Below are 25,457 nucleotides of genomic sequence, written 5' to 3' on the forward strand. Positions count from 1 at the left end.
CTATTACGGTGAGTAAAGGTTCGGGAGGCCGGGCGTGAGCTGCATCTCAGCGGCGGCGGATGTGCGGGGATCGCTATTCGAAGAAATCCTCGTCTACGGCTAAGACATCAAAGGTCTGCCTCACCTGCACTCCCACCCGGTACTTGAGCATCAAGGCCACCAGGCGCTCGCCATCGATGAGGACGGGGCGAGAGGGGACTACTGCGGCGTAGTCTTTCGCGCCCGCAGTAAATGTGCTTGTGGTGATAAAGATGCCCTTCGTTGCGCCCTTGCCATGAAGTGCGCCCACGAAGGCCTGAATTGCCTCCCGGCCTACGGTGTTCTTCTCTGCGTAGCGCTTGGCCTGGATGTAAATCTGATCGAGGCCCAGGGGGTCCTGGTCGATGACCCCGTCTACACCCCCGTCTCCAGACCCGCCAATGCGGCGCCCTCGTTTGTCCGCCCCGCCGTACCCCATTTTCAGAAGCACCTGCACAACCGCCTCCTCAAAGAAATCGGGGTGGGTGCCGCGCAGGCGTTCCAAGAGATCTTCCGCTGTCTCGGCCGTAAGCTGATTAATCCCTTCGTCGATTTTTTCAAGGGGTTCTAGCTCTGCCACCTTTGGCGTTGTCGTGCTGTTCGGCTGCTTCGAGACCTCCGGGCTCCAGAACGGCTTGAAGTATTGGTTGGCCTCTCTGAATGTCATGCCTCTCGGATGTTCCTTGGTCCATGCCCGTCCCGCATCATTGAGCCGGTAGTACCCCCGCGCAGGGCGATCCACCAGGTTTGCGCGGGATAAATGGCTCAACACCCACTGCATGCGCTGTTCATATCGGAGGCTGCCCGTGTTCAGCTGTTCACTCTTGGCGGAGTCGCTCAATCCGGCGGCTTCGGCGGCGCGATCAAATATGTCCTTGCGGTGCAGGTTTTCCCCGGATGTCATGACCGATAAAACGGGCCTCAGGAGCTCCGGCCACGTGGGAACTTCGGTGGGGCGAGTATCAGGGGATGTCATGTGAAACCGCCTTGAGGTATGAATAGGTTCATGCAACCGACTGCGACCTGTCCAGTGTAGAGATGGCTGTGCCAGCACCCGATCAATGCATGTAAAGAAATCCATATCAATAATACCCCCCCAGGGTATATAGTCGATGGCATGAACACGCCCGCCACCACCCACCCCACCGATCACTCGGACTCCCTCTCGGGCCACGACTGCACGACCACACCCCCTCCAACCACGCAGGCCACGACATGTCCGACATGGCCGCCAGCGCCACCCTCCACTGCCTCACCGGCTGCTCCATCGGCGAGATCCTCGGCCTGATCCTGGCCACCGTGTTCGGGTGGGGCAACGTCACCAGCACCGCCACGGACACCGTCTCCATCCTCACCATGGAGGTCGTGGACAACCTCGTCATGTGGCTGGTCCCCGGCGCCATGGACGCCGGCCTGCTGGACGCCCTGTTCTGGGGTTCCATGGCCCTGTCCCTCGTGATCGCGTACTTCGCGGCATACCCGGTGAACAAGGCCCTGCTGCGCCGCGGCAAGGGCCACGCCATCACCCACCACGCCTCCGGCGGCGGCCCCATGGACAACCGCCCCCTGGCGTACGGCATCAGCGCGTTCATGCTGGGCGGCTTCGTCGCGTCCCTCGGTACCCTCTTGTAGGGAACCAGTGCAGCGGGGCCCCGCTGCCACCGCGCACTCCCACCAGAAACCCGCCCGTACCGGGGTCCAGCAACCCGGGCGGGCCCGCAGAAAGGATCCTTTCCCATGCGTCGACTTCCCCTCACCCTCGCCGGTCTCGCCATCCTGGTGACCGCCACCGCCTGCTCCGCCGGTTCCGATTCCGCGGACCAGTCCGCCCACGAGGGCCACGAGACCAGCGCGACCTCCAGCGCGACGAGCCAGGCGACGTCGTCCTCCGCGAGTGGCACGCCCAGTGCGAGCCAGGGCGGGCACGAGCACATGCACGCCATGGACGGTGGCCCCGCCCCGGAGGGCATCACCGCCGCGGAGAAGCCCACCTACCCGGTGGGCACGCAGGTCACGCTGACCGCCGACCACATGGAGGGCATGAAGGGCGCCCCGGCCACTGTGGTGGGCGCTTACAAGACCGTGGCCTACGCCGTGAACTACACCCCCACGGACGGCGGACCCGAGGTCACCAACCACAAGTGGGTCGTCCAGGAGGAACTCCAGGGTGCCGGTTCCGAGCGCCTCGCGGACGGGACCGAGGTCACCATCGAGGCGGACCACATGCCCGGCATGAAGGGCGCCACGGGCACCGTTGCCTCCTCAACCACCCAGACGGTCTACATGGTGGACTACGAGGCGGACGGCATGACCATGACCAACCACAAGTGGGTCGTGGAGAAGGAGATGAAGCCCCGCGGCTGATTTCACCGCACCAAGCGTCATCTCCCGCCAACCTGCATGTTTTCGAATACTCTTGGCTTCATCTCCTCCGCTGCCGCGGATTCGGAGCGTGTCCATCCCCCCAGACACACGGAGCGCCCTCGTGAGCCCTGAACACCCGTCCGTCCTCGTTGCGGACGACGACCCCGACATTCGCGACCTCGTGGTCTTCAAACTGCAGCAGGCGGGATACGAGGTCCGGGCGGTGGAGGATGGCACCGCTGCGCTGAGCGCGCTGGAGGACGGCATCCCAGACGTCGTGGTGCTGGACGTCATGATGCCCGGTCTCAGCGGACTGGACGTGCTGCGCCAGATCCGTGCCACCGAGGCTCTGAAACACCTCAAAGTGGTCCTGCTGACCGCCCGGGCCAGGGACGCGGACGTGGACGACGGGTACAACACCGGTGCGGACGAGTACGTCACCAAGCCCTTCAGCCCCCGTGAGCTGCTGCACCGTGTGAACAGCCTCCTCGGCCGGGGGCGGTGACCCGTAGTGGCGACCCCCACGGTGGTCTCCGCGCAGCTGCTGTCCTGGGTGCTGTGGGCTCTGGTATGGGCCGCGGCCCTGCTCCTCGCGACCGTCCTGGGAACGCGTGCAGGCCGGCAGTGGCGTGAACGCCGAGACGCGAAGCTGCTCGGTGAGTTGCGCCCCGCAATGCTCGAGGTCGCGTCCGGTGAGGACGACGACGCCTCCGCCCTGCGCCGCCTGACCGCGGTGCCCCGGCGCCGCGTACCGGTGGTGGACCGCGCCGTCTCCGCGATGCTCTCCAAGGTCAGGGGGGAGCCCGCCCGTGCTCTGGCCAGGGTGCTCGACGCCCACGGACGCGCCGAGTGGGCCATCGCGGGGCTCTCCTCCCGCAGCGCGGTGCGCCGTGCCCACGCCGCCTGGACCCTCGGGCTGATGCGCGCTCGCGAGTCCGCGCCCCGGCTCCTGCCCCTGCTCCAGGACCGTTCCGCGGACGTGGTGGTTGCCGCCGCCCGTGCCCTGGCGCTGCTCGGCGACGGCTCCGCGGCCCGCGCCGTGCTGCGCGCGGTGGCGCCGCGGCGTCGTCCCCGCGGACTGCCCAGCTGGGTGGCCGTGGAGTCCCTGTGCGCCTTCGACGACGCAGCGGCACCCGTGATCGAGGAGGCCACCCTGCACCCGGACCCGGCGGTGCGCCACGTGGCGGCAACTGTGATCGGAGTGCGCCCCGTGCCAGGTGCCGCTCCCGTCGTGCGTGAGCGCCTGGCACAGGAGACCGACCCCCGGGCCCTCACCGCCTTCGTCGGCGCCCTGGGATGGGTGGGGGGAGCGCAGGACCTCGCCGTCCTGTCCGAGCTCGCCCGCCACCGGGACGAGAGTGTGGCGCTCGCCGCCGTGGAGTCCCTCGAACGGCTGGGTCTGCCCGCCTCCGTGGCGGCCCTGGGCCCCTTGGTCGAGGACACCCGGCCCCGGTTGGCGGAGCGGGCCGCGGTGGCTCTCACCGAACTGGGCCCTGCCGGGCGGGAGCGGCTGCTGGGCGCCCTGGGCGGGGACACCCCTGCCGTGCACCCCGCCCACTACGCGCTGCAGCTGAGCGCCATGAGAGGAGCCGGCCGTGGAGTGGCTTGAGCTGCTGCGCGGCGCTGTGGCCGGGATCCTGGCGTTCATTGCGGTGCCGGTGCTGATCTACTTCCTGCTGATCAACACGTCCTACCTGGTGATGATCGTCCTGGCGGCGGTGGACTTCGTGGCCTACCGCCGCCGGATCCCGTTCGCGGGGCGGGAGGAGCTGATGCACTCCCGCACCATGCCCGGCATCAGCGTGGTGGCACCCATGCACAACGAGGAGGTCGGCATCCGCGTGGCCGTGGAGTCCTTTCTGTCGCTGCAGCACCCGCGCCACGAGGTGATCGTGGTGGACGACGGCAGCACCGACAATGGTTTCGAGGTGCTGCGCCGGGCCTTCGACCTGGTGCCGGTGTCCCGGCAGATGCCCGAGGACGTTCCGGTGCTGGAGGCACCGGCCAGCATTCACGTCCCACGGGACGGGCGGACCCGGCTGACCGTGGTGCACAAGCGCAACTCGGGCCGCTCCGACTCCATCAACGTGGGCATCAACCTGGCCCGCGAGGACCTGGTGCTGTTCGTGGACTCGGACTCCATCCTGGACCCCGGGGCGCTGCTGACGGTGTCCCGGCCCTTCATCGAGGACCCGATCTCCACGGTCGCCGCCGGGGGAGTGATCCGCGCCGTCAACGGGTGCCGCGTGAAGGGCGGCCGTGTCCTGGAGGTGCGCATGCCGGGCACGCCGCTCGCGGACATCCAGGTGATGGAGTACCTGCGAGCCTTCCACCTGGGACGCGCAGGCTGGTCCCGGATCAACGCGCTGCTACTCATCAGCGGCGCGTTCGGTGTCTTCCGCCGGGATGCTCTCGTGGCGGTGGGAGGCCTGGACGCCTCGAGCATCGGTGAGGACTTCGAACTGGTGATGCGTCTGCACCGGACCCTCCGCAGGCAGCGCCGGCCCTACCGCGTCACCTTCCTCACGGAGCCCATCTGCTGGACGGAGGTCCCCAGCACCCTGCCCGTGCTGCGGCGGCAGCGGGCGCGCTGGCACCGGGGTCTGTGGGAGACCCTGTGGGCCTACCGGGACATGCTGTTCAACCCCCGCTACGGCCGGCTGGGTCTCGTGGCGGTTCCGTACTACTGGCTCTTCGAGCTGATCGCCCCGCTGCTGGAACTCGCCGGGCTGGTACTGATCGCGCTGGGCTTCGCGCTGGGACTCGTGTCCTGGCAGTACTTCCTGTTGTTCATGCTCGTGGCCTACGCGTACGCGATCATCGTGACCCTCGCGGCCGTGACGATCGAGGAGCTGAGCTACCACAAGTACCCCCGCTGGCGGGACCTGGGCATCACGCTGGGCGCGGTGGTCCTGGAGAACCTGGGCTACCGCCAGCTCACGGCGTGGTGGCGCATGGAGGGCTGGGTGGCCTCCCTGCTGGGGCGCCGCCAGCAGTGGGGCACCATGACCCGTTCGGGTTTCACGGAGGTGGACGGATGAGCGCCCGCTTCCCGGTAGTGACCCGCGTGCGGGACGGTGTCCGCCACCGCGGGGTGCGCGCCATCCTCCTGCAGGTGCTCGCCCTGTTGTGCCTCGCACTGCTCTTCACCGGCGCCACCGCACTGTGGGGACTGCACACGGTGCAGCTGAACGTGGCCGCCACGCGCACCACCATCACACCCCTGATGGATGCCACGCACCAGGTGGAGGCCACGCTGCTGCGCGCCCATACGGCCGCGCGGGGTTACTCGGTCAGCGGAGACCAGGCTTTCGCGCGGGAGTACGCTGAGGCCACTGCGGACCTCACTGCAGCCCAGGACGTCCTGGGTGAGGTGGCGGCCGGGCGGCTGCCGCAGCTGCGGTCCTTGAACGAGTCCGTGGACACGTGGCTCGGCCTCACTCGGGAACCAGGGAGGGACACCCCGCGGAAATCTCTGGACCTGCCCACTACGACATCCGCCATGGACCGGGCCCTCGGCACACTGGAGGACGTCCGGGCGGACGCCTCCCGCCTGCGGGAGCAGCGCAGAGCGGATCTGAACCGGTCCATGACTCTGGCCGCGGCCGCCGTGGTGACTGCCGCGATGCTGTCGATCGCGGTGGCGTTCCTCGCCCTGGGCCGCGCGGACCGCGCCCTCGGGGCGCCGCTGCTCGCGCTGCAGTGCACGGTGGCGAGGCAGCGCGCGGGCGATCACGACGCCGTCGCGGAAACCTCCCACGGCGCTCTGGAGGTGGTGGATCTCGCCGCGTCCTTCAACGCCTTCACCCGCGAGGCCCGGGACGTGGTGGAGCAGCGGGAGCGCACCCTGGAGCAGCTCACGGAGCTCAACCGCCAGAAATCCGTGTTCGTCTCCACCACCAACCACGAGCTGCGAACCCCGCTCACGTCCATCAGCGGCTATGTGGAGATGCTCCAGGACGGGGACTTCGGCAGTGTTGGCCCGGAACAGGCCCGCGTGCTGGAAGTGGTGCGGCGCAACACGGAACGGCTGCGGCTGCTGATCGAGGACCTGCTGCTGATCAACAAGCTGGACCAGGACCAGGAGAACCGCTCGGCGCGCCACCGTGTGATGGACCTCGCAGAGTGCGTGTCCGGGGTGGTCACCAATCTCGTTCCCCAGGCCGCGGCGGGCGAGGTGACCGTCCACGTGGACACGGACGGTTCGTGGCCCGTGTTCGGGGACCGGGACCGTCTGGAGCGGGCCGTCACCAACGTGGTGGGTAACGCCATCAAGTTCACCCCGCCCCACGGTGCCGTCTCGCTGACGCTGGAAGGCACGCCCGATGGCACGGGAGTCCGCCTGACGTGCACGGACACCGGGATGGGCATTCCCGAGAAAGAGGTGGGGTCCCTCTTCACGAGCTTCACCCGGGCCTCCAACGCCACGGCCCAGCAGGTGCCCGGAACGGGACTGGGGCTCGTGATCATGCGCACCATCGTGGAGCAGCACGGGGGGTCCGTGGCCCTGGAGTCGGTGGAGGGGGAAGGCACCACCGTCACGCTGAATCTCCCCCTGGCGACCCAGCGGAGCGAACCGGTGCAGCGGGTTGTGGCTACCGATGCTCCGTGATGCTCTCCTGAATGAGAATTGTTCGCAACCATGAGTTTCCGTGAAGGCTCGCACCTCGCTCCGCTCCCTCAAGCAGATCCCCGGCTCGCAGGTGGTCCGCCGCCGGGGCAAGACCGATGTGATCAACAGGAAGAATCGGCGCATGAAGGCTCGTCAGGGCTGAGCCGCGCGCGGGGCGCCTCCGGGAGCCGGTCCGTGCGGCGTCGGCGATCACCGTGGGGTGCGTAAATTACTCCTGGGCTGCCCCATGCGACGAGCAACAGGGGGTAGCGTCCGCTGGGCGCGAATCCTTGCTGTGGCAAACGTTTGTGCATGCCACCATGGCGACATGGCTACTACCGATTCCACCAGCACCCAAATTCAGCTCGTCTCCCGCCCCGAGGGGTGGCCCGAGCACGAGAACTTCCGCACCGTCACCGTGGACCTGCCGGAGCTGCAGGACGGAGAGGTGCGCGTGCGCAACGAGTTCATGTCCGTGGACCCGTACATGCGCGGGCGCATGCGGGACGAGAAGAGCTACGTCCCGCCGTTCGCCCTGAACGAGACCATGACCGGCGGCGCCATCGGCCGCGTGGTCGAGTCCCGCTCCGAGGATCTCCCCGAAGGCACCCCCGTGCTGCACCAGTACGGCTGGCGCGACCTCGCCCAGGGATCTGCCAAGGAGTTCACCAAGGTCGAAGAGCTGCCCAACGCCGAGCTGTCCGTGTACCTGGGCGTGCTGGGCATGACAGGGATGACTGCGTACACCGGGCTCACCCGCATCGCCGGGCTGAAGGAGGGGGACCGCGTGTTCGTTTCCGGTGCCGCCGGCGCCGTGGGCTCCACCGCGGGTCAGATCGCCAAGCTGCTGGGCGCCTCCTACGTGATCGGTTCCGCCGGCTCGGACGAGAAGGCCCGGATGCTCACCGAGAAGTACGGCTTCGACAAGGTGCTCAACTACAAGGATGCCCCCATCCGTGAGCAGCTGGCCGATGCTGTGGGTGAGGATGGCGTGGACGTGTACTACGACAACGTGGGCGGCGACCACCTGGAGGCGGCTCTGGACGTGCTCAACCGTCACGGCCGTGTGGCCGTGTGCGGCGCGATCAGCCAGTACAACTCCACCGAGCGCCCCTGCGGCCCGGACAACATGGGCAACATCATCAAGAACTCCCTCATGCTGGAGGGCTTCACCATGGGTGACCACACTGACGTCGCCCAGGAGTACCGCCAGCGGATGGGTGAGTGGTTCACCTCGGGCAAGGTCACCCACGATGAGACCGTGGTGGAGGGCATCGACCACGCCGTGGACGCGTTCCTGGACATGATGAAGGGCGCGAACAAGGGCAAGATGGTCGTCAAGATCTGAGTGACGTCCTCGCCGCGTGGCTGCGCGGCACTGTGGCCGTCGTCGAGGAACCGCTCCGCTGCTCTGCGTGGCGGTTCCTCTCCATATCATGGCCGCGTCCGAGCTGCTCCCCGGCGCCCCACGAGAGGAAACCGTGCCCCGACACCCTCTGCCGCATCGCGTGAGACCCGTGCAGATGCTGCGCGCGCTGCATGCTGAACCCGGTCTCGCGGCGCTGCTCGGGGACTGGATGCACGGGGACGCGGTGATCGGCATCCGGCCCGCGCGCGTACTCGGTGCGGACGAGGACCCGTTCGCCGCTCTGGGTTCCGCGGACGACGACGATCCTCCCGCCGTGGCGCGTGCCGCCCCGCCCAGCGCGGGCGGGAACCGGCACGATCTCTGCGTTCTGGCTCGCCCCTGCGCCGAGCCACCCGCCGCCGATCCCGCCCGCTTCGGCGGCGGGTGGCTCGGCTATCTGGGGTACCAGCTCTCGCGTCGCCTGGAGTCGCTCCCGCCCGCACCTCCGCACTCGGGCGGTCTGCCGGAGCACCACCTGGCGCGCTACGACCACGTCCTGGTGCACGACAGCGCGGCGGACCGCTGGTTCTGTGAGTCCCTGCCCGGTGCGAACCCTGCCCGGGTGGCCGAGACGATCGCGGCGGTGGAGCGGGCGCTCGGGGCCGGCCCGGCGTCCTCATCCGGGGCGTCCGCGCCGCGCTCGTACCGGTGCGGGCCGTTCGAGGCCGCCGTGACCGGCGCGGCCCACGCCAAGGCGGTGCGGCGCGCGCTGGCGCACATCCGGGACGGGGACATCTTCCAGGCCAACATCTGCCGAGAGCTCACAGCGACATTCGACGGTGACCCACTGGACCTGTTCTGTGCCGGGTACGAGCGGCTGCGGCCGCGTTTCGCCGGGTTCTTGCGCGTGCCGGGCGGCGCGGTGGCCAGCTTCTCGCCCGAGCTCTACCTGCGTCGGACGGGCACCGCCGTGCTCACGTCCCCGATCAAGGGCACCGCGCCCGCGGACTCGGACCCCCGCGAGCTGCACGCCTCCGCCAAGAACCGCGCCGAGAACGTGATGATCGTGGACCTCATGCGCAACGACCTCTCCCGCGTGTGCGTCCCCGGCTCCGTCCTGAGCCCCGCCGTGCCGCGCGTGGAGCCGCACACGGGCGTCCACCACCTGGTCGCGGATGTCCACGGCACGCTGCGCCCCGGGCTCGACGACGCCGCCCTCCTGCGCTCCACGTTCCCGCCCGGTTCGTGCACGGGGGCGCCGAAGGTCAGGGCCACCGAGATCATCAACGCCCTGGAGACCACCGCGCGGGGCGTCTACACCGGTGGGATCGGGTACGCGAGTCCCGTGGCGGGGCTGGCCATGAACGTGGCCATCCGTACGTTCGAGTTCTCGGGCGCCACGGTGCGCCTGGGTGTGGGCGGCGGGATCGTTGCTGACTCGGACCCGGACGGGGAGGCGTTCGAGACCCTCGTGAAGGCCGCCCCGCTGCTGGATGCGGTCGGCGCCCGCTTCGGGTCCGAGCTGTCCCGGGAGTGGCGTGAGCACGCGGAGTCCTCGGAGGTGGCGACCCCGGCGTGTGTGGGAGGCGGTGGGGCACTGTCGCGCGCGGCAGCCTCGCTGCGGGACGCGCCCGTGATCCGCTCGACCCCCGACCCCTCCCTGGGGGTCTTCACCACGATGCTCGTCCGCGAGGGGCGCCCCGAGCAGCTGGTGGAGCACCTGGCAAGGCTCGGGAGCAGCGTGCGGGCGTGCTTCTCCCATGAGCTGCCGGGCGCGCTCGCAGAGCAGGTCCGCCAGCGTGCTGCCGGATTGGATGGCCCGCACCGGCTGCGGGTCACGGCAGTTCCGGACGATGGGAGTCTGTGTCTCGAGATGACCCACGCCCCGCTGAACCCTCCCGGCGCGGCCCCTCCCGTGGATCCGTGGGTGCTGCACCCGGTGGTGGTGCCCGGCGGGTGGGGCCGCCACAAGTGGGCGGACCGCCGCGCCCTGAACCCGACACCCGGTCCGTGGTCCCCGGTGTGTGACCCGCTGCTGGTGGACCAGGGTGGCACGGTGCTGGAGACCGGGCGTGCAAATGTGTTCGTGGTGCGCGGTGGTGTGGTCACCACCCCGCCCGTTGACGGCCGGATCCTGCCCGGGGTGATGCGCGCCCGGGTGCTCCCGACCCTGCGGGCCGCCGGGTACGAGGTCCGTGAACAAGACATCACTCTCACGGACATCGCTGGGGCGTCGGAGGTGTTCGTGACCAACGCCCTGCGGGGTGCCCGACCCGTGGGGGAGATCCACGGTGTGGGTGCGTGGGCCCCTGGGCCCGTGACGGCGTGGGTGCAGCGCGCGCTCGCGGACGCTCCGTGACGAACGGGCGGCATCGCCCCCATTGACACGACCCGGTGAGGTGAGGATGCTCGGGGCACGGCGCCGTCGTCCGGGCCGCGGAGCTCGGGGCGGCGCACCACGCAACCGCGAAGGAGCGCAGCCATGGGCAAGAACCCGCAGGACGAGAACACCGAGTCGGTCAGCCAGGTGGACACCGACGAGCAGCGCCAGAAGGCCGCCGAGCAGGCGAACACCCAGGAGCAGCAGGAGTTCTTCGAGGAGCAGGCCGGCACGGAGGAGCAGTCCCAGGGCTACGGGCACTGAGCACCGCACCGGGCAGCCGCTGACAGACGAACCGCCCCGCACCACGAAGGTGCGGGGCGGTTCTTCTGCGCCGAGTGGCTGCGGGGTCGGTGGCTACTTCTTCTTGTTCTCGAGGGTCTGCTCGTACTGGGCGAGAGCCAGGCCCACGCTCATGAAGGTGGGCGCCCAGTGGCCCACGAAGATGCCCCAGCGGTCCGACTGGGCCTTGGAGTCGTCGCTCTTGAGACGCGAGATTCCCCACGACACGAAGGACAGGGCGATCGAGCCCATGCCTGCGGTGTAGGCGTACTCGGAGCGGATACCGGCGTCGTGCAGGGTCTTCATGATCATGGTGTGATCTCCGTTCTGCTCTGCTGAGCACGTGGTGGTGAAGCAGGGCTGGGTACCTCCACCGTAGATGCCGGGGGGGCAAATAATAAGGGGGGTGATGGATCGGGTTCTGCTCGGTCATGGCACCGTTCCTTTCCCTTACCGAGCCGGGCCACGCGCCGTCGCGCGGACATGACAGGCTGGTGCCATGAATGATTCCGCTGCAACAGTGCTCCTGGCCGGCTGCGGGGACGTGGGGACCGCCCTGGGATTGCGCCTCGCCGAACGCGGAGTGCGCGCGGTGGGCGTGCGGCGCCGCGCGGACGCGCTGCCCGAGCCCATCGAGCCGGTCTCTCTGGACCTCACCGACCCGGGGGAGGCCGTCCTTCCCGCGGCCGACGCCGTGGTGGTCACCCTCACCGCCGACGGCCGCGACGCGACCGCCTACGAACGCACCTACCTGGGTGCGCTGCGCGGGTTGCACCTGGCCCTGCCGTCCGACGCCGCGCCGCGCGTGGTGCTCGTGTCCTCCACGGGCGTCCTGGGCGGCACCGACGGTGAGGTCGTCACCGAGGCCACCCCGCCCGACCCTCAGCGCGCCACTGCCCACGTGTTGCTCGCCGCGGAGGAGCTCGCTGCCGATCTCTTCCCGGACCTGGTCATCGTGCGCCCCGCGGGGATCTACGGGCCCGGCCGCACGTCCCTGATCGAGCGGGTCCGCACGGCCACGCCTGTCACCCACCGGCGCGTGACCAACAGGATCCACCGGGACGATCTCGTCACGGTCCTCTCCACCGTGCTCGACGCTCCCGAGCCGCCGCGGTTGCTGCACGCCGTGGATCATGACGCCGCTCAGCTGGGTGACGTCGTCACGCACCTCGCGGCGCGGCTGGGTGGCGAGGTGCCCCCGGACAACTCACCCGCGGGAGAGGGGCCGCTCGGCAAGATCATCGACGGGGCGCTCGTGCACTCCCTGGTTCCTCGATCCCGGTGGCGCTACCCCACCTTCCGGGAGGGGTACGACGCGCTGCTGGGAGCGTCGTCGCCGGAGGAGCGCGACGCCGACGCCGGGCGAGCCTCCGGCGATGCCGCCGAGTGTGACGCCGGGACCGGGCGGGACGCGTCGTCGAACGCCACGACCGAATCGCGAGGCGCGTGAATGGCCGCGGAGACCCACTGGTTGCTTCCCGTCAACCCGGCCGCTCACGGGCCGCACATGCCCGCCGACTGGCGCACCCGCGAGGACGCCACGGCGGTGTGGGAGGCGATCGGGCGCTCGCAGCCCGCGGATCGGTGGTGCCTGCGCACGGGCTACCGAACCATGACGGCGGGGGACACCATCTGGGCCTACCTGTCCCAGCGGCAGGAGCTGTGCGCCACGGGCGCTGTGCGGGAAGTCGTGCGGGAGGGCGATGAGTGGTTCGTGCTCGTGGACTGGGACGCGGAGCGGACCGCGCAGCTGTGCCGGACCCCGATCCCGCGGGAGGTCTTCGGGCAGGTGCCCATGTCCGTGAGTCGGGCGGGGGAGGGTGCCGTCGGGGCGCTGCGGGCGGTATCGCGCCGGGCAACGTGACGCAATGTCGCTAATACCTCACGAGTAGGTACTTTGGGGCGTTTCCAGGAAGTGTGACACTTTGTGACGACAACCTGGACGTTGCCCCCGGTGAGGAGTTGAGTATACGGAGTCTTTTTCGATCCCTCATCTCATCCTCCCTTCTTCCGAACGCGCCCTCTTCCCGGTGCGCGGGAAACTGGTACTCACCTATGATCCTCACCGGACTTGTCATCGGTGCGCTGCTGGGCATCGTCTTGCAGCGCGGCCGCTTCTGCGTCACCGGCATGCTGCGGGACATCTTCCTGCAGAAGTCGTGGCGGACCTTCGCCGCGCTGCTCGTGGTGATCTCCGTGCACGCCATCGGTCTCACCGCCCTGACCTCCGCCGGCGTCATCTCCCCCAACTACCCCTCCTTCGCGCCCCTCGCGGTCATCGTGGGCGGATTCATGTTCGGCATCGGCATCATCCTGGCCGGCGGGTGCGCCTCCGGCACGTGGTACCGCTCCGGCGAGGGCCTCGTGGGCTCGTGGATCGCGCTGGCCATGTACGCGCTGTCCGCGTCCGCCATGAAGACCGGCGTGCTCAAGGGCTTCAACTCCGGCATGAAGCAGTGGGACACCGGGCTCACCACCATCCCCAGTGCCCTGGGCGTCTCCCCGTGGCTGTTCGTGATCGTCCTGGCAGCGGTCACCGGTGTGATGGTGCGCCACTTCCTCAACCGCGAGAAGAACACCGTGAAGCCCGCACGGCTGAACGGCCGTCCCGCATGGAAGAAGCCCCTGCACGTCTACACTGCCGGCGCGCTCGTGGGTCTGATCGGCGTCATCGCGTGGCCGCTGTCCGCCGCGACCGGCCGCAACGACGGTCTGGGCATCACCACCCCCACCGCCAACCTGCTGAACTTCCTGGTCACCGGAGCGGACGGGAAGCTGGACTGGGGTGTGATGCTCGTGCTCGGCATCCTGGTGGGCTCGTTCATCGCCGCCAAGTCCACGGGTGAGTTCCGCGTGCGCGTGCCGGACGCCACCACCACGGTGCGCTCCATCGCGGGCGGTCTGCTCATGGGTGTGGGTGCGGCCCTGGCCGGTGGCTGCACAGTGGGCAACGGCATGGTCCAGACCAGCCTGTTCACGTTCCAGGGCTGGGTCGCGCTGCTGTTCATCGCCCTCGGCGTGGCCGTGGCCACCAGGATCTGGCTCAAGCCCACCGTTACGCAGCCCGCCACCGGCGAAGACGGCACCTACTCCACTGCTCAGAGCCTGGACCACACGGTGGGCGCCACCGCACCGGACGACAACTCGATCGACGCCGCTCCCACCGCGGGGGCTCCCCGCACCTCGGGTGCGAACGTGTTCTCGGGCTTCGCCGCGGCACCCGCCGCGCTCATGGTCAAGGACCCGGCAGGTGCACCGTCGAAGAAGCTCACGGGCCTGGGGGACGGCTATTATGCCCTGGACTCGCTCGGTGCCGTGTGCCCGTTCCCGTTGATCGAGGCCAAGGATGTCATGCAGACCCTTCAGACCGGTGAGCACCTGGTGATCGACTTCGACTGCACCCAGGCCACCGAGGCCGTTCCGCAGTGGGCGGCCACGGACGGCCACGAGGTCACCGACTTCGTGGAGAAAGGCGATGCCAGCTGGCAGATCACCCTCAAGAAGGGCTGACCCGCTCAGAGCCCCCGCTCACGACACCGCCGCGCCACCTCTGCGTTCCATGGACCCCGCACGCCGGGGGCCGAGGCAGGGAGGGCGCGGCGGCGTCGTCGTACCACCGGAACAGTGCGGAGCGTGGGCCCACCGGGGGGGCGAGCACTCCGGAGGTGCCGTGGTGTGCGCGCCGTGACTCAGGCGCGAGAGTACTTCCGGGCGCGGTGGCGCATGTCCCGCAGGGCCACGGCCAGGGCGACGAGCACCACGAGCACCACAACGCCCAGTCCCGCCGCGATGCCCACGGACCAGCCCTGGCCGGCGATCACTCCGTACGCCACCGCGGTGATCATGGCGATGCCCACGGCGGTGCCCACGCGCTGGCCGGTCTGCATCACGCCACCGGCGCTGCCCGCGTACTCGAGTGGCACCTCCGCGAGCGTGAGTGTCTGGTTGGGGCTCACCACGGCGCCCTGGCCGAAACCCACGAAGCCCAGGGTGAGCACGAGCCACCACTCGCTGATGTGCCAAGGGTCGTGCAGCAGGATCACCGCCATGCTCAGCAGCAGGCCCACGACCACGCTGAGCATGCCGAGCACCACGATCTTGCGGCCCATCCGGTTCACGCGGCTGCCGGCCAGGTTGGAGGCCACCGCGCTCGCGAAGGCATTGAGCAGGCCCACGCAACCGGCGGCCAGCGCGGTGTGGCCGAGCCCCTTCTGCATGTAGAGGGTGACAAGCACCCACACGCTCGTGATGCCCAGGAAATACAGCGAGATCAGCAGGGTGCCGTTGAGGAAACTGCTGACCCTGAAGATGTCCAGGTCCACCATGGGCTGGTGCCCAGAGGCCTTGAAGTGCTTCTCCCACGCGATCCACAGGGCCAGGAACATGGCGGCGACCGCGAGCAGGGCCCACACCCACGGGCTCGTGCCGGGGGAGCCGGCCTCGATGAACGGGAGCAGGGTGGCGAGCAGCGCGATGCCCAGGAGCACCGCACCCGTGGGGTCCATCTCCCGCAGGGCGTGGCGGATGGTGGTGCCCTCGGGCCCGCGCAGCAGCGGGCGGGGGAACCAGAGGAACGCGAGCACGAGCGCGACGACGCCCACGGGGACGTTCACCATGAACAGCCACCGCCAGCCCTCGGCCGCGCCGCCCGTCTGGATCAGCAGACCTCCCAGGACCGGGCCGATGGCCACGGAGACACCCACAGCGCTGCCCAGCATTCCGAACGCCTTCCCGCGCTCTGCGCCCTTGAAGTACTGCTGGATCATGGCCACACCCTGCGGGTTGAGCAGCCCAGAGCCCACACCCTGCACGAAGCGGGCCACGATCAGCATGGTGGGATCCGGTGCCAGGCCCGCGGCGATCGAGGACAGCGTGAAGATGGCCACCCCGAGCATCCACAGGAACCCACGCCCGAACACGTCCCCGGCGCGGCCGCCCGCCACCAGGACCACACCGAAGGTCAGCGCGTAGCCGGAGAGGATCCACTGCAGCTGGGACTCGGAGGCGCCCAGTCCCTCCTGGATGGAGGGCAGCCCCACGTTGATGATGCTCACGGCCACCAGGGACATGAAGATGGCCACGAGCAGCACGGCCAGGATCCGCCACCGCCGCGGATCCGTGCCGTGGGCGTAGCCCCGGTGGGTCTGCGGATCCGGGCGCGGGCTGAGGATGGGCAGCTCGCCGGTTCCCGTGGCCGGGGAGCGTTCGTGCCAGGTCTCGCCGGGGTCCGGATCACGGTGGGAGTCAGAGGTCATGAACGCATTATGGGCCCGGTCTCAGACGCGCTGGGCGATGTTTCCCTGCGGCGGATCGTGCCGGACGCATGCACCCCGGTGCTGTCCCAGTGCCGCCCCGGGGGCGGTTTTGGTGCGCGGGACAGGGGGGCGTCATCCTGGAGGCATGACAGTTGAACTGGTGATCCTGGGCCTGGTGGTCGTGACCGCACTGGCTTTCGACTTCACCAACGGATTCCACGACACCGGCAACGCCATGGCAACATCCATCGCCACCGGTGCGCTCTCACCCAGGACGGCGGTTGCACTGTCCGCGGTGCTGAACCTGGTGGGGGCGTTCCTCTCCGTGGAGGTGGCCACCACGGTGACCAAGGACGTCCTGCTCATCCAGACCTCGGACGGCGGACTGGTTCACGGACTGGACCCCACTCTCGCGCTGGTGCTGATCTTCTCCGGACTCATCGGCGGCATCCTCTGGAACCTGGCCACCTGGCTGTTCGGTCTGCCCTCCAGCTCGTCGCACGCGCTGTTCGGCGGGCTGATCGGCGCCGGCCTGGCCTCGCTCGGCGTCGCCGGGGTCAACTGGTCCGGTGTGGTCCAGAAAATCCTCGTCCCCGCCGCCCTCGCCCCGTTCATCGCTGGGTGCGTGGCCGCGGTGGGGACGGCGCTCGTCTACCTCATCAGCCGCGCCGCCTCGAACCGCCACAAGGACCGCGGCTTCCGCTGGGGACAGGTGGGAACAGCGTCGATGGTGTCTCTCGCGCACGGCACGGGTGACGCGCAGAAGACCATGGGCGTGATTGCCCTCGCCCTGATCGCCCACGGGAACCTGAGCGTCCAGGGAATCGAGGACAACGGGCTGCCGCCGTGGATCATCGTCACGTGCGCCGTGGCCATCGCGCTCGGCACCTACCTGGGCGGCTGGCGCGTGATCCGCACCCTGGGCAAGGGACTCGTGGAGATCGAACCGCCGCAGGGCATGGCCGCGGAGGCTTCCTCGGCCGCGATCATCCTCACCTCCAGCCACTTCGGCATGGCGCTGTCGACGACGCACGTGGCCACCGGATCCATCCTCGGTTCGGGCGTCGGCAAGCCCGGGGCACGGGTGCGCTGGGGCGTGGCCGGGCGCATGGTGGTGGGCTGGCTGCTCACCCTCCCCGCCGCGGCCGTGGTGGGTGCGGTGTGCTTCATCATCGCCCGGGCCGTGGGCGGGCTGTCCGGCGCCGTGGTGATCTTCCTGCTGCTGGCGGTGGCCTCCGCCGTGATCTTCGCGCGGTCCCGGCACCAGAAGGTGGACCGGCACAACGTCAATGCCGAGTGGGACGAGAACACCCACTCCGTGGCCCCCGGTGACCCGGACCGGGCCGACACCCAGGAGGTGGCTCGCTCATGACCGCCCAGATGGCGGAATCTGCCCTCGCCGTGTTGCTGGCCGGGCTCTGCTTCGGCGCCGGACTGCCCGCGCTGTTCACGGTGGGCATCGCCCTGTGGAGCCGCGCCACCCTGCCGCCGGGCCCGGACGGCACGGCGCGCAGGAACGCCGTGGCGCTCGCGGGCGCCGTGCTGTGCTTTGTCATCGTGCTCGCCGCCGTGGTGATCGGGGTCCTGTGGATCACCCGGAAGAGCTTGGACCACTACCTAGGGATCTCGGTGTTTGGATGATGACCTTCGACGCGGCGCTGGAGCACCTCCAAGCCGCCTATCCCCAGGGTGTCCCCGAGGACGCGCGCCCCGTTCTGGCGGAGCTGCTCGTGCGCACGGTGGGCTCCCGCCGCGCGGAGCGTCTCCTGGAGGCCCTCGAGCTCCCCAGCCATGACACGCTCGTGGCCGCCTCCGCGTCCGCGGAGCAGCTCGCCGACGTCGCCGCCACCCTCGCGCGCGCCGGCTGGCCCCTCGCCGGGCCGGGTCCGGATGCCCCCGTCCGGCAGCCGGGCTACGTGGCCCGCGCCATGAACTGGCTGCGCGCGGACTACCCCCACGGCGTGCCCGCGCAGGACTACCTCCCGGTCCTGGCGGTGCTGCGCCCGCAGCTCAACGACGAGGACATGGCCGCGATCGCCGAGCAGCTCGCAACGGACGCCCGCACTGAGGGCACCTCCCTCTCCGAGGCGGACGCCCGCGCTGCGATCCACCGGGCCACGGAGGACGAGCCCAAGCCGGAGGAGATGGAGCGCATCCGCGCGATGCTCGCCGCGCACGGCTGGCCGCTGGAGGAGCCGCAGGATCCGGCCGCGGATCCGGGGCAGACCGAGGAGACCCGCTCGTAACCACCTACCAGGGCGCGCCCGCTGAGAAGGCCGGGTGTGTGGGCATCGTCTCGCGCGACGTCGCGCGCATGGGCTACGGCCTGGGGAGCCCAACGCGGGCGGCGTCGTCCGGGGCGGACCGGGACGCCGTGTTCTACGCGAGCAAGGTGGGTGCCCGGCCGCTCCCCGAAGGACCCGCGCCCATGACGGCCGCCCAGAAGCCCTCCGAGCTGCGCAACGCCGTCCACGAGAACCTGCGCTCGCTCGGCACCGACCACCTGGACGTGGTCTACCTGCAGCGCATGGACATGCAGCCCGGGCTCGTCATCGAGGACCCCCGCGCGCGAGATTGCAGAGCAGCTGGGGGTGACCCCCAACCAGGTGGGACTCGCGTGGGTCCTGGCGCGCTCGCCGCAGTCACTCGTCATCTCGGGTACGGCCAGCCCGGACCACCTCCGCGAGAACGTGGAGGCGGCGGGAGTGCACCTTCCTGCCGAGGTGCTGCGGGAGCTCGACGCCGCGGCATGAGGCGCGCGGGAGTCTCCCGGCGGCGTCGTGCATCTGAGGCGGGAAATGACTGTCCGGTGGCATGGAAGCCGGGCACTTCCCGCCCCAGATGTCGTCGGGGCGGATCAGGAGCGGCGAACCGCGCGGATCAGCCCTGGTTCATCGCCCGCGGCGCGCCCATGCCCGGATCCACCTGCGTGGGGCCGCTGGCAGAGGGGCGGATGTCCACGTCGAAGATCTCCGTGGGCAGGTACACCGTGGCGCACGAGTTGGGGATGTCCACCACCCCGGAGAAGCGACCTTCGATGGGGGCGGCGCCCAGCAGCAGGTACGCCTGCTCCTTGGACCAGCCGAACTTGGCGAGGTAGTCGATCGCGTGCAGGATCGCGCGCTGGTAGGACAGGTGGGAGTCCAGGTAGCGCTGCTCGCCGTCGAGTGTCACGGACGTGCCCGAGAACGCCAGCCACTCCGAGTACACGGGACCGTTGCGCCCGGGCATGAAGATGGCGTTCTCGCTCACGCCGTAGGTGTCCATGCCGCCCTTGATCACGTCCACGTGGATGTCGATGAACCCGCCCATCTCGATGCCGCCGCAGAACGTGATCTCACCGTCCCCCTGGGAGAAGTGCAGGTCCCCCATGGAGAGGTTCGCCCCGGACACGTACACCGGGTAGAACACGCGCGAGCCCTTGGTGAAGTTCTTGATGTCCTGGTTGCCGCCGTTCTCGCGCGGGGGAGCCGTGCGGGCGCCCTCGCCGGCCACGCGGTCGAAGTCGGTGCCGGTCAGCGAACCCAGGATCGCGGCGTCGGGTTCGGGTGGCAGAGCCAGCGGGGGCACGCGCTGCGGATCGGTGGCGATCAGATCGCCCTCGCGCTTGTTCCAGGTCTTCAGCAGGTCCGCGGACGGAGCGGTGCCCATCAGGCCCGGGTGCACCATGCCCGTGAACTTCACGCCGGGGATGTGCCGGGACGTGCACTCGCCGCCGCGGAAGTCCCACACGGCCTTGTAGGCGTCCGGGAACTGGTCCACCAGGAAGCTGCCACCGTTCTTCTGCGCGAAGATCCCGGTGTAGCCCCAGCCCTGCCCGGCCAGCGGCCCCTCCTCCTGCGGAATGGGCCCCACGTCCAGGATGTCCACGATCAGCAGGTCACCGGGCTCTGCACCCTCGATCCGGAACGGCCCGGACAGTGCATGCACCCGGTTCAGGGGTGCGTCCCGGATGTCGTCCGCGGAGTCGTCGTTCTTGATGGCGCCGTCGAACCACTCGCGGCAGTCAATGCGGTAGCTCTCGCCACGTTTGAGCGTGGCCACGGGCGGGATGTCCGGGTGCCAGCGGTTGTGGCCGGTCAGCTTCTGCTCGGTGAAGGGCTTGGTCGAGTCCAGCGGGAAAATCACTTCTGGCATGGTTCGTGACCTTTCTGGAGAGCCCCGCGGGCGGTTCCCGCGCGGCAGTGCGGGGAAGCTACGGCCGCGGCAGCTTCGCGTGCCGGGGGTCCCGGGTCACGGCCGGGGCCGCGCCGGGGGCGCCGGGCTGGCGGGGCAGGGATCGGACGACGTCTGGCGCGTCAGCCGTGCGGGCAGCGTCGTCAATCACGCGTGCCCGGGCAGAGTTCGCGCGGGACAGGCCCACGGCGGAGAACACGCGCCGTGCGTCCGCGCCGCACGCGGGGCAGACCTGGGAACGCGGCACCTGCGCCATGGCGTGGTGGGCGTCGAACGGCCCGCAGGCCTCGCACCGGAACTCGTAGACGGGCATGGGCGCTCCCTTCACGCGTGTGAGCCACGATACAACTCGCTCTGAAGAGGGGAAAGGGCCGGGCGTTCGGGGTGGGTGGCGCGACGCGCAGGGAGAGGTTCTGCCCCCCGACAACGCGATATTCAGGGGCAGAACCTCCCCGCAAACGCGGCGTCCCTCACCCTACGTACTGGCCGTGCGTGGGGGAGGCACGCGGGCGACGTCGTGCCCCGCCTCCGCGCGTGCCGGTCAGTTCAGCGGGCCCACCGCGGACTCGACCGTGCGCACCAGGCGCCCCGAGGCCACGTACTCCTCGGCGGCCTCGATCTCCGGTGCCATGAAGCGGTCCTCGCCGGGCGCGCCCACGCGGCCGTCCAGGTCCGCAATGACCGCCGACGCCGCCGCGCCCGGTTCCAGGGGCGCGCGCAGGGCGATCGCGCGGGTGGAGGTGAGCAGCTCGATGGCGAGCACGCGGCGCAGGTTCAGCACGGCCTGGCGCAGCTTGCGAGCGGCGTGCCAGCCCATGGACACGTGGTCCTCCTGCATGGCCGAGCTGGGGATCGAGTCCACCGAGGCCGGCACCGCGAGGCGCTTCATGTCCGAGACCAGTCCGGCCTGGGTGTACTGGGCGATCATCATCCCGGAGTCCGTGCCCGGGTCCTCCGCGAGGAACGGGGGCAGGCCGTGGGAGCGGGCCGGGTCCAGTATGCGGTCCGTGTGGCGCCCGGACATGGACGCCAGGTCCGCGATGGGGATGGCCATGAAGTCCAGCACGTAGGCCACGGGGGTGCCGTGGAAGTTGCCGTTGGAGCCCACGGTGTCGTTGCCCAGCACCACGGGGATGTCCACGGCCGCGGCGAGCTCCTGCTGCGCGACGTTCAGGGCGTACGCCACGATGCCGGAGCCTTCCAGCACCGTAAGCATGTTCGCAGCGGCATACTTCTGGCCCGGGCGGGGGGCGCAACGGCTCGTGCAGCTCGGGCACGAACACGCCGTCGGGCCCGGTGGCGCGCCCTTCGCCCATGAGCACGAGCGCGCAGTGGGCGAGGGGCGTGAGGTCATCCGGCAGATCTGTCGGCGCGTGGCCCGCAGCGAGAAACTTGCGCTGATGGACATGGTCGAACTGCTACCGGCACTCGATGCGGACGGGCGCGCCGCGCGCACCGCCGCTCGACTGATCACCACACTCGTCCACGACGCCATGACGGCACGGTGGGGCGCACTCAACGACGAGAACTCGAGAGAAGATCATGCGTAGGACCACCACCGTTCCACCCGTCGGGCGTTCCGATGGTGCGGGCGAGCGAGGCCCGGCCCTGTCCCGTGGGCTGACCATGCGCCACATCCAGTTCATCGCCCTGGGATCGGCGATCGGCACGGGACTGTTCTACGGTTTCGCGACGGCCATCCAGAAGGCCGGACCCGCGGTGATCCTCGCCTACCTCCTGGCGGGCGCGGCCGTGTACATGGTCATGCGAGCACTCGGTGAGATGGCGGTCCGTCACCCCGTGCCGGGTTCCTTCGGGCAGTACGCCGTTCGTTACCTGGGGCCCTTCGCCGGATTCGTGACGGGGTGGACGTTCGTCTTCGAGATGATCGTGGTAGCCATCTCCGCCATCAACGCCGACTCCTCCGGTGCGGGCCGCATGCTCTTCGGCCTCGCGGAGCACGGCCAGGCGCCCTGGGCCTTCACCAGGGTCTCCCGCAACGGCGTCCCGTGGCTCACCGTGGTGGTCATGAGCATCGCCCTGGGCATCGGCGTGGTGCTCAACGCTGTGATCCCCGAGGACGTGTTCCTCATCAGCGCCTCGATCGCTACCTTCGCCACCGTGTGGGTGTGGCTCATGATCGTGCTGCTCGGCTGGTTCCCGGACACCCGCGTGGCGCTGATCGTGGGCGTCGTGTGGCTCGTGCTCCTGGGCGTGGGCTACGCGCTGTTCGTCCGGGGCGGCGGCCGCCACCGCCCGCCGCTGGACGACCACACCGCGCTGATCACCCTGCCCCGCAGCTGATCCCTGCGCCCCAAGAGCCCCCGCCCATCTGCGAGCCGGGGTCCTTCCACGCCCGTACGGCGACGCCGCACCGCCGGGTCCGCGCGCAACCTCGCCTTCCCGGGTACGGACTACCGGGCGGTCGCCGGGAAGGCGGGGGCAGCGGCATCGTGCGCGGGAGGAAGTGCACTGTCCACGCCCGCGGCCACGAGGGCGACGATCTCCCGCATTCGCTCGAGCACCAGGCGCAGCTCGGCGCGGCCCTGGCGGGCGCGGTTGAGCTCCGCGAGCCCGCTGGTCACGATCATCCGCGCGCCCACGTCCAGAGGTGTAGTACCGGCGTGCGCGGCGGAACGGCAGCCCGCGAGCATCCGAGCGATGTGGTTCTCGAGCTTCTCCACCAGCCCCAGCACCTCGCGGCGGTGGGGGAGGTCCTCCCCGAAGAGGATCTCGCGAGCGATCCACACGGTGGTCTCGGGCCAGTGGACGGCCATGTCGAAGATGGGGTCGAGAGAGTTCATGATGGCGTCCACCACCGCAGCGGGGGAGCGGTGGCCGGGGTCGGGGGTGGCGTCCAGGGTGTCGTTGATGTGGTCCGCCCAGATGTTCTCGGTGACCATCATCAGCAGCTCCGCCTTGGTGGCGGCGTACTGGAACACGGTGCCCGCGGCCACGTCCGCGCGGGAGGCGACCTCGCTCATGGACATCTGCGCGTAGCCCTTCTCGCTCATGAGCGAGCGGGCGGCGGCCAGGATGCGGGCGCGTTTCTGCGCCTTGGCGATCTCGCGGCGCCCGGGGCCGCGCGGGCTCACGCGGGCGGCCACGTGTTCCAGGGGGCGTGCTCTGCGGCGGGGCGTCGGGTTCTGAATTTTCTCCACCGAATAATTGTATTGCACTCAAAATTGAGTATGCTCAATTATGAACGCAGGGAGCGCCAAGGTGACGCCCCCGCGGAAGGAGGAACGATATGCAGTTCACAGCAGGCAACTACGAGGCCTTCATGCGGCCCCGCCCGGCGGAGCACGCACAGGACACCCGCGCGTGGATCGTGGGATCCGGTCTCGCCGGACTCGCGGCGGCAGTGTTCTTGGTCCGGGACGCCGGCGTGCCCGGCGAGAACGTGACGGTGGTGGAGAAGGGCCGGTTGCCCGGCGGTGCCCTGGATGGGCTGGACGTGCCCGAGAAGGGGTTCGTGATCCGCGGCGGGCGTGAGCTCGAGAACCACATGGAGTGCCTGTGGGACATGATGCGCTCCGTGCCGTCCCTGGAGATCGAGGGCGCGTCCGTGCTGGACGAGTTCGCGTGGCTCAACCGGGACGACCCCAACTACTCCCTGCGCCGCGCCACCGTGAAGCAGGGCCAGGACGCGGGCCACGAGGGCAAGTTCGACCTCCCTCAGCGCGCCCAGAAGGACCTCCTGCACATCTTCCTGGCCACGCGTGAGGAGATGGAGGGCAAGCAGATCCAGGAAGTCATGAGCAAGGAGTTTTTGGCTTCCCCGTTCTGGATGTACTGGCGCACCATGTTCGCGTTCGAGGAGTGGCACTCCGCGCTGGAGTTCAAGCTCTACCTTCACCGCTTCGTGCACCACATCGGCGGGCTGCCGGACTTCTCCGCGCTGAAGTTCACCAAGTACAACCAGTACGAGTCCTTCGTGCTGCCCCTGATCTCCTACCTCACCGAGCGCGGTGTCACCTTCCAGTACGACACCGATGTCCGCGACATCGACTTCGCCCACCGCAACGGCGAGATCCGTGCCACCGCGATCCACTGGGTGCGCGAGGGCTCCACCGAGACCCAGGAACTGGGTGAGCACGACCTCGTGTTCACCACCATCGGATCCCTCGTGGACAACTCGAACGACGGCGACCACGCCACGGCCGCCACGCTAGACCGCGGCCCCGCCTCGGCCTGGGACCTGTGGAAGCGGATCGCCGCCAAGGACCCGTCGTTCGGGCGCCCCGAGGTGTTCTGCTCATCGATCGACGAGACCAAGTGGGAGTCCGCCACCGTCACCACCTTGGACGAGCGGATCCCCGAGTACATCCGCAAGATCGCGCAGCGGGACCCGTTCAGCGGCCGGGTGGTCACGGGCGGGATCGTCACGGCGGAGGACTCCTCATGGCTGCTCAGCTGGACCGTGAACCGCCAGCCGCACTTCAAGAAGCAGCCGAAGGACCAGGTCGTGGTGTGGGTCTACTCGCTGTTCGTGGACACTCCCGGTGACTTCGTGAAGAAGACCATGGCCGAGTGCACGGGCGAGGAGATCACCCAGGAGTGGCTCTACCACATGGGCGTTCCCGTGGAGGAGATCCCGGAGCTCGCGGCCACGGGCGCCAAGACGGTTCCCGTGATGATGCCGTACGTGACCAGCTTCTTCATGCCCCGCCACGCGGGGGACCGCCCCCGGGTGGTGCCCGAGGGTGCCCGCAACTTCGCGTTCATCGGCCAGTTCGCCGAGACCGGCCGCGACTGCATCTTCACCACCGAGTACTCGGTGCGCACCGGCATGGAGGCCGTGTACCAGCTCATGGGCGTGGAGCGCGGAGTTCCCGAGACGTGGGGCAGCACCTACGACGTGCGCGTCCTGCTCGACGCCCTGACCCGGTTGCGTGACGGCGAGAAGGTGCGGGTCCCCGGGCCCGAGCCCATCCGCCGCCGGCTCCGCAAGCGCCTCGAACAGGGCGAGGTGGGAGAGCTGCTGGAGGAGTACGGCGTGCTGTGATCCTCAGTGCGGGC

The 25,457-nt window shown here is 69.5% G+C and carries 26 protein-coding genes and 1 pseudogene; 20 read left to right on the forward strand and 7 right to left on the reverse strand.

The window, feature by feature from the left end:
• Positions 1–73: 73 nt before the first annotated feature.
• Positions 74–994: a restriction endonuclease gene (locus tag Q9R22_RS07885; protein WP_311254145.1), complete on the reverse strand. Its 921-nt coding sequence runs from the start codon at positions 992–994 to the stop codon at positions 74–76.
• 239 nt (positions 995–1,233) lie between these two features.
• Between Q9R22_RS07885 and Q9R22_RS07890 the strand changes: the two genes are divergently transcribed.
• The 10 genes from Q9R22_RS07890 (at position 1,234) to Q9R22_RS07935 (ending at position 10,986) form a co-directional block, all read left to right on the forward strand.
• The gene (locus Q9R22_RS07890; RefSeq protein WP_098055581.1) at positions 1,234–1,650 is read left to right on the forward strand and encodes a DUF4396 domain-containing protein; all 417 of its coding nucleotides are present in this window, start codon (positions 1,234–1,236) and stop codon (positions 1,648–1,650) included.
• A 105-nt stretch (positions 1,651–1,755) separates the two neighbouring features.
• Positions 1,756–2,382, forward strand: a complete 627-nt coding sequence (locus Q9R22_RS07895) for a YdhK family protein (protein ID WP_131333809.1) — start codon at positions 1,756–1,758, stop codon at positions 2,380–2,382.
• 121 nt (positions 2,383–2,503) lie between these two features.
• Positions 2,504–2,887 carry a response regulator transcription factor gene (locus tag Q9R22_RS07900; RefSeq protein ID WP_098055578.1) on the forward strand — a complete coding sequence of 128 codons (384 nt, stop codon included), beginning with the start codon at positions 2,504–2,506 and terminating at the stop codon, positions 2,885–2,887.
• A 6-nt stretch (positions 2,888–2,893) separates the two neighbouring features.
• The gene (locus tag Q9R22_RS07905) at positions 2,894–3,991 is read left to right on the forward strand and encodes a HEAT repeat domain-containing protein (RefSeq protein WP_131333808.1); all 1,098 of its coding nucleotides are present in this window, start codon (positions 2,894–2,896) and stop codon (positions 3,989–3,991) included.
• The gene (locus Q9R22_RS07910) at positions 3,978–5,423 is read left to right on the forward strand and encodes a glycosyltransferase (RefSeq protein WP_131333807.1); all 1,446 of its coding nucleotides are present in this window, start codon (positions 3,978–3,980) and stop codon (positions 5,421–5,423) included. Before Q9R22_RS07905 ends, Q9R22_RS07910 begins: the two co-directional genes overlap by 14 nt.
• Positions 5,420–6,994 carry an ATP-binding protein gene (locus Q9R22_RS07915; RefSeq protein WP_131333806.1) on the forward strand — a complete coding sequence of 525 codons (1,575 nt, stop codon included), beginning with the start codon at positions 5,420–5,422 and terminating at the stop codon, positions 6,992–6,994. The genes Q9R22_RS07910 and Q9R22_RS07915 overlap by 4 nt, the downstream gene beginning before the upstream one ends.
• Positions 6,995–7,034: 40 nt before the next feature.
• Positions 7,035–7,157, forward strand: a complete 123-nt coding sequence (locus Q9R22_RS07920) for a ribosomal protein bL36 (protein WP_131333805.1) — start codon at positions 7,035–7,037, stop codon at positions 7,155–7,157.
• A gap of 165 nt (positions 7,158–7,322) precedes the next feature.
• Positions 7,323–8,342 (forward strand): NADP-dependent oxidoreductase, encoded by a 1,020-nt coding sequence (locus Q9R22_RS07925; RefSeq protein WP_085106902.1) that lies wholly within the window; start codon positions 7,323–7,325, stop codon positions 8,340–8,342.
• Between the two features lie 160 nt (positions 8,343–8,502).
• Positions 8,503–10,701 carry a bifunctional anthranilate synthase component I family protein/class IV aminotransferase gene (locus Q9R22_RS07930; protein ID WP_311254146.1) on the forward strand — a complete coding sequence of 733 codons (2,199 nt, stop codon included), beginning with the start codon at positions 8,503–8,505 and terminating at the stop codon, positions 10,699–10,701.
• Positions 10,702–10,824: 123 nt separating this feature from the next.
• Positions 10,825–10,986 (forward strand): hypothetical protein, encoded by a 162-nt coding sequence (locus tag Q9R22_RS07935; protein ID WP_164497787.1) that lies wholly within the window; start codon positions 10,825–10,827, stop codon positions 10,984–10,986.
• A gap of 93 nt (positions 10,987–11,079) precedes the next feature.
• Here the strand turns inward: Q9R22_RS07935 and Q9R22_RS07940 are convergent, their stop codons facing one another.
• Positions 11,080–11,316, reverse strand: a complete 237-nt coding sequence (locus tag Q9R22_RS07940; protein WP_055085169.1) for a hypothetical protein — start codon at positions 11,314–11,316, stop codon at positions 11,080–11,082.
• A gap of 187 nt (positions 11,317–11,503) precedes the next feature.
• Between Q9R22_RS07940 and Q9R22_RS07945 the strand changes: the two genes are divergently transcribed.
• The 3 genes from Q9R22_RS07945 (at position 11,504) to Q9R22_RS07955 (ending at position 14,514) form a co-directional block, all read left to right on the forward strand.
• Positions 11,504–12,454: an NAD(P)H-binding protein gene (locus Q9R22_RS07945; RefSeq protein WP_131333804.1), complete on the forward strand. Its 951-nt coding sequence runs from the start codon at positions 11,504–11,506 to the stop codon at positions 12,452–12,454.
• Complete coding sequence (locus Q9R22_RS07950; RefSeq protein WP_131333803.1) at positions 12,455–12,868, forward strand: hypothetical protein; 414 nt, start codon at positions 12,455–12,457, stop codon at positions 12,866–12,868.
• A gap of 191 nt (positions 12,869–13,059) precedes the next feature.
• Positions 13,060–14,514 (forward strand): YeeE/YedE thiosulfate transporter family protein, encoded by a 1,455-nt coding sequence (locus Q9R22_RS07955; protein WP_131333802.1) that lies wholly within the window; start codon positions 13,060–13,062, stop codon positions 14,512–14,514.
• A gap of 179 nt (positions 14,515–14,693) precedes the next feature.
• Here Q9R22_RS07955 and Q9R22_RS07960 read toward each other — a convergent pair whose 3' ends face one another.
• Entirely contained in the window at positions 14,694–16,259 is a 1,566-nt protein-coding gene (locus Q9R22_RS07960) for an MFS transporter (protein ID WP_131333801.1), read from the reverse strand.
• A gap of 145 nt (positions 16,260–16,404) precedes the next feature.
• Between Q9R22_RS07960 and Q9R22_RS07965 the strand changes: the two genes are divergently transcribed.
• From Q9R22_RS07965 to Q9R22_RS07980, 4 genes are all read left to right on the forward strand, one after another.
• On the forward strand, positions 16,405–17,631 hold the full coding sequence (locus Q9R22_RS07965) for an inorganic phosphate transporter (protein WP_131333800.1): 1,227 nt from the start codon (positions 16,405–16,407) through the stop codon (positions 17,629–17,631).
• Positions 17,628–17,900, forward strand: coding sequence for a hypothetical protein (locus Q9R22_RS07970; protein WP_131333799.1), 273 nt, complete (start codon positions 17,628–17,630; stop codon positions 17,898–17,900). The genes Q9R22_RS07965 and Q9R22_RS07970 overlap by 4 nt, the downstream gene beginning before the upstream one ends.
• Positions 17,897–18,505 (forward strand): DUF3349 domain-containing protein, encoded by a 609-nt coding sequence (locus Q9R22_RS07975; protein WP_131333798.1) that lies wholly within the window; start codon positions 17,897–17,899, stop codon positions 18,503–18,505. Before Q9R22_RS07970 ends, Q9R22_RS07975 begins: the two co-directional genes overlap by 4 nt.
• Positions 18,506–18,832: 327 nt before the next feature.
• Entirely contained in the window at positions 18,833–19,012 is a 180-nt protein-coding gene (locus tag Q9R22_RS07980) for an aldo/keto reductase (protein ID WP_276401464.1), read from the forward strand.
• Between the two features lie 127 nt (positions 19,013–19,139).
• On the opposite strand, the gene fmdA is transcribed toward Q9R22_RS07980, so the two are convergent.
• From fmdA to Q9R22_RS07995, 3 genes and pseudogenes are all read right to left on the reverse strand, one after another.
• Complete coding sequence (gene fmdA / locus Q9R22_RS07985; RefSeq protein WP_311254147.1) at positions 19,140–20,396, reverse strand: formamidase; 1,257 nt, start codon at positions 20,394–20,396, stop codon at positions 19,140–19,142.
• Positions 20,397–20,454: 58 nt separating this feature from the next.
• Positions 20,455–20,748 carry an FmdB family zinc ribbon protein gene (locus Q9R22_RS07990; RefSeq protein WP_131333796.1) on the reverse strand — a complete coding sequence of 98 codons (294 nt, stop codon included), beginning with the start codon at positions 20,746–20,748 and terminating at the stop codon, positions 20,455–20,457.
• Between the two features lie 228 nt (positions 20,749–20,976).
• Positions 20,977–21,787: pseudogene (locus Q9R22_RS07995) on the reverse strand (aromatic amino acid lyase); the annotation flags it as partial.
• Between Q9R22_RS07995 and Q9R22_RS08000 the strand changes: the two are divergent.
• Together Q9R22_RS08000 and Q9R22_RS08005 are read left to right on the forward strand one after the other, a co-directional pair.
• A complete protein-coding gene (locus Q9R22_RS08000; protein WP_311254148.1) occupies positions 21,767–21,985 on the forward strand; it encodes an arginase family protein in 219 nt (72 codons plus the stop codon). The pseudogene Q9R22_RS07995 and the gene Q9R22_RS08000 sit on opposite strands and share 21 nt — an antisense overlap.
• Positions 21,978–22,739 carry an amino acid permease gene (locus Q9R22_RS08005; RefSeq protein WP_131333794.1) on the forward strand — a complete coding sequence of 254 codons (762 nt, stop codon included), beginning with the start codon at positions 21,978–21,980 and terminating at the stop codon, positions 22,737–22,739. The genes Q9R22_RS08000 and Q9R22_RS08005 overlap by 8 nt, the downstream gene beginning before the upstream one ends.
• Positions 22,740–22,849: 110 nt before the next feature.
• Here the strand turns inward: Q9R22_RS08005 and Q9R22_RS08010 are convergent, their stop codons facing one another.
• Complete coding sequence (locus Q9R22_RS08010) at positions 22,850–23,596, reverse strand: TetR/AcrR family transcriptional regulator (protein ID WP_242670527.1); 747 nt, start codon at positions 23,594–23,596, stop codon at positions 22,850–22,852.
• An 89-nt stretch (positions 23,597–23,685) separates the two neighbouring features.
• On the opposite strand from Q9R22_RS08010, the gene Q9R22_RS08015 reads away from it, so the two are divergent.
• The gene (locus Q9R22_RS08015; RefSeq protein WP_131333793.1) at positions 23,686–25,443 is read left to right on the forward strand and encodes an oleate hydratase; all 1,758 of its coding nucleotides are present in this window, start codon (positions 23,686–23,688) and stop codon (positions 25,441–25,443) included.
• The last annotated feature ends 14 nt before the right edge of the window (positions 25,444–25,457 follow it).

Origin of the sequence: Kocuria sp. PD6 (assembly GCF_031844145.1) — a bacterium.
GTDB lineage: Bacteria > Actinomycetota > Actinomycetes > Actinomycetales > Micrococcaceae > Kocuria > Kocuria marina.